7 protein-coding genes and 1 pseudogene are annotated in these 8,193 nt (G+C 48.7%); 1 reads left to right on the plus strand and 7 read right to left on the minus strand.

Annotated elements, in window-relative coordinates; translation table 11 throughout:
- The coding region (locus Q0340_RS03835; RefSeq protein WP_298082228.1) for a hypothetical protein at window positions 1–234 on the plus strand (234 nt) is incomplete at its 5' end.
- Window positions 235–808: 574 nt separating this feature from the next.
- Here Q0340_RS03835 and Q0340_RS03840 read toward each other — a convergent pair.
- From Q0340_RS03840 to rnc, 7 genes and pseudogenes are all read right to left on the minus strand, one after another.
- Window positions 809–1,201 (minus strand): hypothetical protein, encoded by a 393-nt coding sequence (locus Q0340_RS03840; protein ID WP_298082229.1) that lies wholly within the window; start codon window positions 1,199–1,201, stop codon window positions 809–811.
- Between the two features lie 516 nt (window positions 1,202–1,717).
- The gene (locus Q0340_RS03845; RefSeq protein WP_005871467.1) at window positions 1,718–2,332 is read right to left on the minus strand and encodes a hypothetical protein; all 615 of its coding nucleotides are present in this window, start codon (window positions 2,330–2,332) and stop codon (window positions 1,718–1,720) included.
- A gap of 77 nt (window positions 2,333–2,409) precedes the next feature.
- Window positions 2,410–3,261 (minus strand): hypothetical protein, encoded by an 852-nt coding sequence (locus tag Q0340_RS03850; RefSeq protein WP_298082230.1) that lies wholly within the window; start codon window positions 3,259–3,261, stop codon window positions 2,410–2,412.
- 384 nt (window positions 3,262–3,645) lie between these two features.
- On the minus strand, window positions 3,646–4,335 hold the full coding sequence (locus Q0340_RS03855; protein ID WP_298082231.1) for a hypothetical protein: 690 nt from the start codon (window positions 4,333–4,335) through the stop codon (window positions 3,646–3,648).
- Window positions 4,335–5,678, minus strand: a complete 1,344-nt coding sequence (locus tag Q0340_RS03860) for a hypothetical protein (protein WP_298082232.1) — start codon at window positions 5,676–5,678, stop codon at window positions 4,335–4,337. The genes Q0340_RS03855 and Q0340_RS03860 overlap by 1 nt, the downstream gene beginning before the upstream one ends.
- A 127-nt stretch (window positions 5,679–5,805) precedes the next feature.
- Window positions 5,806–6,921, minus strand: a complete 1,116-nt coding sequence (aroC, locus tag Q0340_RS03865) for a chorismate synthase (protein ID WP_298082233.1) — start codon at window positions 6,919–6,921, stop codon at window positions 5,806–5,808.
- A 245-nt stretch (window positions 6,922–7,166) separates the two neighbouring features.
- Window positions 7,167–7,829, minus strand: a pseudogene (gene rnc, locus Q0340_RS03870) (ribonuclease III); the annotation flags it as partial.
- Window positions 7,830–8,193 lie beyond the last annotated feature (364 nt).

Below are 8,193 nucleotides of genomic sequence, written 5' to 3' on the forward strand. Positions count from 1 at the left end.
TTCATATACGATTACGCGTTAAATAGCTCGCCGAATTTAGACCTTAGCGCGCTGGATGCGGGCGATGCGGAAATTTTAAAAGAGATGCTATTTGTCAAGGCGAAGGCCAGCTTTTGCAGCACGGAATTTTCGCAGCGCCTGCGGGAGCTCGGCAAAACGATGGTGTTAAACTATGAAATAAAGGGCTTGCCGCCGATACGGCTAAAGCTTGATAAAAATAGCTGCGAACGGTGAATTTTAAAACCCAAGCGAGGCGTTTGATTAGCTGCGTTTTGTGCGGCGGTGCATTGGCGGCTGGCACCTCTGTAAGCTTGCAAGCGAGCTTGTGCTTTGACGCAGAATTTTATGCGAGCAGGTCGCGGATAAAATTTAGTAAGATTTCATCGCAGCAAGTGTAGCATAATAAATCATAAAATTCTGACTCGAAATCTACGATGCTGTTTCAAATAAAATTTCGTAACTTATAGAATTTCGCGCGAAAGCTTTACGCGGTGTTTGCGCTGCTACACAGATATAATTCCGCGTGAAATAGTAAAATTTTAATGAAAAACGCCGCTGGCAGAATCTGACGCAAAATTAGATCGCGGCTTAAAAAGGACTCGGCGCGTTTAGCGCTTTGTGGCGACGAAATACACGCTGATCCGCGCCATGCTATACGCGGCGACGCGATAAAAGTCAAGCAGAAATTTTAGCATGTTGCTTTTGCACAGGCGAAATCAAAAGCAGAGTGGATAAATTTTAAACGGATGCTGCGCGGGCGAGCAGGCAAAGGCTCACGCCACGCTAAATTTTAAATCTCGCGCAAGCGCTACTTGCAATCGCTAGGCTTAAATTCTACCCTTATAAATTCTTCGCCACTTTTTATCTTATAGCTCCATATCGCGCTGTTTATTAGCGGATGCATTACCTTCATCTGGTTGCAAAAAATTTGCTTATTTTGGCTATCTATGACATTTTGTATCACGGTTTTTTGATCATTTCCGACACTGTCAAATTTCATCCCCATGCCGTCATTTAGCTCGTAGTTATAGATGAAGCTGCCATCCTTGCACTCAGCACCCGTTAACGTGGTAATCTCGTCGACTCGCATCGGCGCACTCTTATTGATACCTTCCACAGCCGCTTTGAGCTGGACATTATTGCAGCTTGGTGCCGCAAAAAGCGCCGCGAAAGCAAACGGAAGCAATAAAAACTTTTTCATAATTCTCTCCTTAAAAAATTTAGTAATGATATAAAAATTAATATTAATCGCTGCTTTAAATTTAGATCGAATTTTTGGTGCTGCGAATATGGAATTTTATGCAAGCAGGGCAGAGAATGTGAAAAGTTTATTTACAAAATTTGGCTCCGAAAAGTGAAATTAGGCAGTATGTCAAGGTGCGGAATTTATTGGCTCGCCACACTTAAATATGAGCTGCCAGGTTAATTTCATAACGTGATTTTTACGGAATTTACCCAGCTTGCGGGATTAAATTTGATGCCTAGAGCGCTGGCAAACTCGGTATCAAAAGGATTTAATGCCGTAGATTAGTAAATCCCGCAAGAAAGCGCGTCTATGGGAGCCTTAAAGCCATGCTAATTATATCAATAAATAAAATTTAGGCGCGACAATCCGCAAGCGCTTGCTGCAAGATCGCCGCGACAAATTTTACCACAAGATGGCGGGCAAAAATAATCGACCAGATGCCGCTTACCACGCACAAAGGCGCAAGCGCGATTAGTTATCGTTGATTACGTCCAAAATTTCTCTAGCGTGCACGGCGTAATCATTCGCCATCGATTTTTGAAAGATCCCGCCGATCTGCGCGTATGAGCCCTGACCGCCGCCGAAAAATTCCTCCTCGCCGAAGTTGCGCTCGTTTACGGCGATATTTTGGTTGTAGATCGGCTTTCCGTTTTTAAACATTTTTAGACGTAGATTGTAGCGCACATAGGGCTTTGCCGAAACGTCGATGCCGTCGGAGCTGTAAAAGCCAAAGCCGAATGAGCTAAGCTCGGGTGCGATGACGAGCCCTTTGCCTTGCAGCGCTTTTTCGTCGTCGGTGACGCTCACGCGCCTTAGGTAGGTGCCGAAGAAGCGCTTTGCCTCGCCTGCGACGAACTCGCCGACGTCGATTTTAAGCTCATCGTCTCTGCCTAGCTTCGAGCTTGCGGCGTAGCTTTTCGTCCCCATTAGCTCGCTAGGGATATAAATGAGCGCGCTTTGCATGGCGTTAGTCGCGCTTATAGTGTCGTCAAACGGCGCTACATCGGCATTTTGATTAAACTGCGCTTCATATGCGCAACCGCTAAAAAGCGCGCAAACTATTGCGGCTAGAAAGAAATTTTTCATTGTTTGCTCCGTGTAAAAATTTTTGTAATTCTACCCCGCGGGTCTAAATTTTACGCTGAAACGGGCGGAATCGCTCTTCAATCCAAGCTAAAAAACCGCCTAAGCTTTCGCTTAAACGTGTCTTTTGGAATTTGCGTATCGCTAAAATCGTCGCTCCAAATTTCGTTCTTGTCAGTAAATAGGCCTTTATTTTGCGCCTGCGGCATAAAGACCACTTTGTTTGTAACTTGGACGCTTTTTTGCTTAAAATACTCTAGTATCTCATCCAGATCTCGCCTAGAATATATATTTATAAGGAAGTAATTTCTATTTTTGAACCTTAACACGATATTTTTGCGGATTAAGCCCAAAGGCTCATCCGCTCTTATCAGCATATAAATTTTAAACGGCAAGATGAACAATATGAAATTTATCGTATGATATAAAAACAATACAGCCTTTCCTATGTGTACCCCTATGGACGACTTTTTATACAGCTCGTATGACGAAAAATAGTGAAATCTTCCGTAGCTATCGTATAGCTCTGATATAATGCAAAAACTTACCTTATCTATATCGCAGGCATCGCAAATTTTTATTACTCCCTCTTTCTTGACAAAATAAAAATCATTTAGCGCCTGATTTAGCGATCCGGGCTTATCGTCGAAAGCATTTATATAGCTGATTTTATTATTTTCCAATAAAAAATACGCGGGGCTGCCCTTTCTTTTAATAGGCCAAAGTAATGTAGCCGGCAACAATAAAAAGACCACTACGATAAACATAACTAAATCGTCACTAAAATGCGTGTAAAATTTCAAGTTTAACGGAGTAACTTCTAGATTGAATATTTTATATAAGCAACCGAGTGAAAGAAAAAGAACAATATTGTTTTGAAAGTAAACCGCTCTATCTATGATTTTGATCGGCTCTTTGTCGTAATCCCTCATAAAATTCCTTTTCGATATGATTTTTGACGAAGCACATTTTATCACCGCCTCGCTTTCGGCGCGTTTAAAAGCGTAGGATATTTGCGGAGGCGCTTGCGACGAGACGAGTTGCGACAAGCGGCGATCGTCCTCGTTAAGCGGACGGACAATGTGGCGCTCTTTGCGACTAGTTATGGAGCTTTCAGACACAGAGCGAGCTTATTTGCGACTACTTCGAGTACCGAGAGATCCCATCTACGATTGCTGTGAGTAGAATTTTGCTCGAATCCAGCCCCAATCTCGCCGTGAAATGCTCGCGCAGTATCCGCCTTTGCGCTTCGTTTACGTTTAGCCGTAGCTAGATTACCCCGCGGGTCTAAATTTTACGCTGAAAACTGAAAAATTTCACGCCTTAATGTCGTAGCTGAAATTTTTCAAAAAATATATGCGTAAAGCTTCGCGCTCGGCGCGGCTAGGACGGATGCAAAAAAATACCGCCGCGCCCGTATCGTCCCTCCCGCGCAGTAGCAGGCAGTCGCGCAGTCGTAGCCCCGCTCGTCCGTCTAACCTTCGCGCGACGACGAGCTTTGAAGCGATCAAAATCGCAAAAATGCCCGCCGCTGCATAGATCGCAGCTTCGACAAAGCCGAATTTGATCGTCAAAAACACGCCCGCGACGTATGCGAAAAGAAGCAAGAATTTTAAAATTTCTTGCAGTTTCAAAAACCGCTCGTAGCTTATAAACGGCACGCGAAACGTCCGCACGAAGCCGAACGACGGCTCTATCAGATCGACGCATCCAAGCATAAGATCGTATTTGTCTAGCCCTCTGCGAAAGGATATTTTAAGCTCGTCAAATTCCACGCGCGCCGCCTCTTTGCTACCGCTTCGCAGATAAAGTAACGCTAAAAACATAAAAACGATCGTCAGGCTGGGCTTGGCTTGCTGCGAGCGTAGCGGGCTGTCCGTGTAAAACAGCTCCCCCGATCCGCCGATGTCCAAAGAGATAAAAATGCAAAAAAACGCAAGGATAGAGGCGGAGAAAATTCTATAAAACGTATCGTCGCAAATAAGGCTGAATTCGGGCTTTTGCATCAGTTTTTATATAGCGGCGCGTCGGTGATTTTAAATCTAAATTTATTGCCCGCGCCGATAAATTTCACGAAGCTCGCTACGTCAAATCCCTGCTGCGGCGCGCTTAGCGGCGGCTTAGCAAGGATCTCGAAGCTTAGGCCTGCGTAGTTGAAAAACTTGCCGCAGCGCCGAAAACCGTGCCTGCCGTAGAATTCTATGCGGCGCAGGCGCTGCGCGAGATTGGGCGCGTCCTCGTGCGGCGGCTCGACGTCAAGGACGATTTGCGCGCTCGGATTTTGCGTGACGATGAGCGCGAGTAGCCTTGAGCCGACCCCCAGCCCGCGAAATTTCGCATCGATGCCGAGGTAAGCCACGTAAAAAATCCCGCTCTCTTCGCCGCTTGGAATTTCGCTCTCATCGTAGCGCGAAATTTTGCTTTCATCGCGACGCGAAATCCCGCTCTCATCGTAGTGCAAAATCTTTCCCTTTACGGCATCGGACGAAATTTCGCTCTTCGTAGCGCTCGGTGGAATTTCGCCGTGCACGCTCACATTTGAAATTTTATCTGTCGTGGCACCGCAGCATAGTATTTCTCTCGCACTTGCTTGCTTTAAATCGCCGTCCGCGCGTTTTATATTATCGCTCGCTAGCCTTTGATCCGCGCCCAAAACCCCGTCGCTAGCGCTTAAATCTGAAATTTCGTCGCTCGTAACGTAGCTTGAAATTTCGTCGCTCGCAGCGCCGAAAGATCCCGCATTACAAGCGAATTCCGCGCCGCTATGGGCTTTGGATCTTAAAATTTTATCCGCATTTAGGCGAGGCGGCGGCTGTTTGTGGTGCGAAACCGCGCGCTTGTAAGTTTGCTCGGTTCTATAGACGAAAAAGCCAACCAGCTCCTCGCCGCTTAAATTTTGCGCCGCCGCGTTTGAATTTTCGCCTGTCGCTGCGCTGGGATTTTTACTTTCCAAGCTGGATTTTTCACACGTCGCATTAGATTTTTTATCTGCGGTGCCGCGATTTTCGGAACTCAAAGAGGTTAATTCTGCCGCGCCGTAGTCGCTCGCATCGGAATTTTTATTCGCAGTATCGCGATCTTGGCTAGCTTCGCCGCAATCCCACTTTGCCGCGCAAAAATCCTGATTCGGCGCGCATAAATTTTCACTCGCCGCATGATGTTTATCAGCCGCGCCGCCGCCCAGGGCGCTAAAATTCTCAAAAATCGCCGCGATTTCAAGCTGTCCTTTGCGCGACATTTTTAAAAAATTTTTTATGCTGATGCGCTCGATTTCGGGGAACGCTGCGACGTTGATCGCCTCTATGCGCGCGATCAGCGCCGAGTCCTCGCCGATACGCTCAAGTCTCATTTTGCTCTCCTTGTCGCGATAGGTCTACCGCGTAAATTTAAAATTTGTCCGCCTCGCTCGCGGGAATTTTATCGCTCGGCCCTGCAATTTCATGAAATTTTGCAAAATTAAGGGCGCCCGTCTAAATTTAATTCTCGCCATAAATTCGCTTTAAATTCCCCAGCGTCGCGCTCGCGTTTAGCAGCAGCGCATCGGCGATCGCCAGCCGCGCCATTGCAGTAGCTACGACGCTGCCGCGCACGGCGATACACGGATCGTGCCGCCCGCGCAGATCGCAGATCGCATCCGCGCCGCGCATGTCCACGCTATGCTGCGCCATAAAAATGCTCGGAGTGGGTTTAAAATGCGTCGTTATCTCGATAGGCGCGCCGCTACTTATGCCGCCTAAGATCCCGCCTGCGTTGTTGCTCGCAAAATTTGCGCCGATCTTGCCGCCATTGGTGCGGATCAAATCCTTGCTAGCGCGCATAAAATCGTTGTTTTCGCTGCCTTTTAGCGTGCTTACTTTCACTCCGGCGCCGATCTGCACTGCCTTTACGCCGTTTATGCCCATCATCGCGCCCGCAAGCGCCGCATCCAGCTTACCGTACAGCGGCTCGCCGAGCCCCGCAGGCACGCCCGTGACGCGCGTTAGCACGCAGCCGCCGATACTATCGCCCGCATTTTTGACGCTTAGAATTAACTCCTTTTGTGCGCTCTCTACGGCGGGATCGAGCGCGAAAATTTCACTGTTTTGCGCAAAGTCGAAGTCTAAATTTTCCGCGTAAATTTCGCCCACGCCGTAAATTCCGCTTTCTACGGAAATTTTAAAGTGATTTAGCAAAATTTGCGCAAACGCTCCCGCAGCCACGCGCACGGCGGTTTCGCGCGCGCTTGCCCGTCCGCCGCCTCGGTAATCGCGCAGTCCGTATTTGGCAAAATACGAAAAATCGGCGTGTGCGGGGCGGAAAATATCTTTGAGATCTTCGTAGTCCTTTGAGTGCTGGTTTGCGTTGCGGATGATAAATCCGATCGGCGCGCCGGTGCTGCGCCCGTCAAAAATCCCGCTTAAAATTTCGATCTCGTCGGCTTCTTTGCGCGGCGTAGCGTATCTGCTGCCAGGTTTGCGGCGGTCAAGCTCGCTTTGGATATTTGAAGGCTCGATCGCCACGCCAGCCGGAAAGCCGTCCAAAACGCCGCCGATCGCCGCGCCGTGACTCTCACCGAAGGTACTAAGACGCAATCTCTCGCCGAAGGTATTCATAGCGCGCCTCCTTGATCGCCGCTGCTTTGTTTATCCGTATCGCGCACGCTTCGCTCATTGCTTTTTTTAGCGCTCGGCGTGCCGCCCGATGTGCCGGCGCGATCGCTCTTTGCGCTGCCCCGCGCTCGTCCGTCGCCATTTCGCGAGCCTTTTTTGTCGTCCTGAGCGCGATTTGCGCCGCTTTGTGCGTCGCCGCATGCTGCTTGCTCACCACTTGTTGCGCCAGTGCCGTGCGAGGCGCCGTTTTGTAAAAGCTCGAGCGCGATTTGCGCGCATTTTTGCTCGGCCTCTTTTTTGCTCGCTCCCACGGCGGATGAGAGCCGCTTGCCGCCTACGAGCGCCGCCATTTCGAAGCTTTTTTTGTGATCGGGGCCGCTCGAGCCTAAAAGGACGTATTCGGGCGTGACGCCGAATTTTGCCTGCGTGAGCTCTTGCAGCGCGGTTTTGTAGTCTCGCACGAGCTCGTTAAAGCTGATGCGCGGATAGAGGATTTCTAAGATTGCAGTCGCGATGCGGGCGGTGTTTTGCAGCCCGCTCTCAAGATAGACGGCGCCCATTATCGCCTCAAAGGCGTCCGAAAGCAGCGAGGGCTTCTCTCGCCCACCGTTACGCTCCTCAGACAGCGACATATTCAGGTTCTCGCCGATGCCCAAAAATTTTGCAAATTTAGAAAAGCTGCTTTCGTTCACGAGTGCGGCGCGCAGCTTGCTCAGATCGCCCTCGTCGCTACTAAATTTTTTGAAAAGATACTCGCCCACGATCAGATCCATCACCGCATCGCCTAAAAATTCCAGCCTCTCATTGTTGTGCCCGTTTTTGGCGCTTTTGTGCGTAAGAGCGATCTTGAGGTGGGTTAAATTTTTAAATTTGTAGCCCAGTTTTTCTTGTAATTTTTCTAAATTTTGCATTATCAACCTTTTTATAAAATTCTACGAAATCCGCGGCGGCTTGCATGCAAACGACATCCGGTGCGAACAAAACTTGCGCAAGCAAAACGAACGAGTGCAGGCATGGCCCGCGCTAAATTTGCATTAACGCGGCGAAGCCCACTTGCTGCACATACAATCCACGCCAAAAACGCGCTCGCCGCGAATAGGGTCGCGCTAAAGCCTGCTCGCTGCTAACAAAATCTTCGCCAAAGCTCGTCCGCCATAGACCAAATCCGCGCACAAATAAGTGCGAACTTGCACAAGCAAACGCAAACGAATAGAGCGTATCAAAGCTAAACCGCGCTAAAGCTCGCTCGCCGCAAATTTAATATTTGCCAAAAAC

Origin of the sequence: uncultured Campylobacter sp., from assembly GCF_938045595.1 — a bacterium.
In the GTDB taxonomy this organism is placed as follows: Bacteria; Campylobacterota; Campylobacteria; order Campylobacterales; family Campylobacteraceae; genus Campylobacter_B.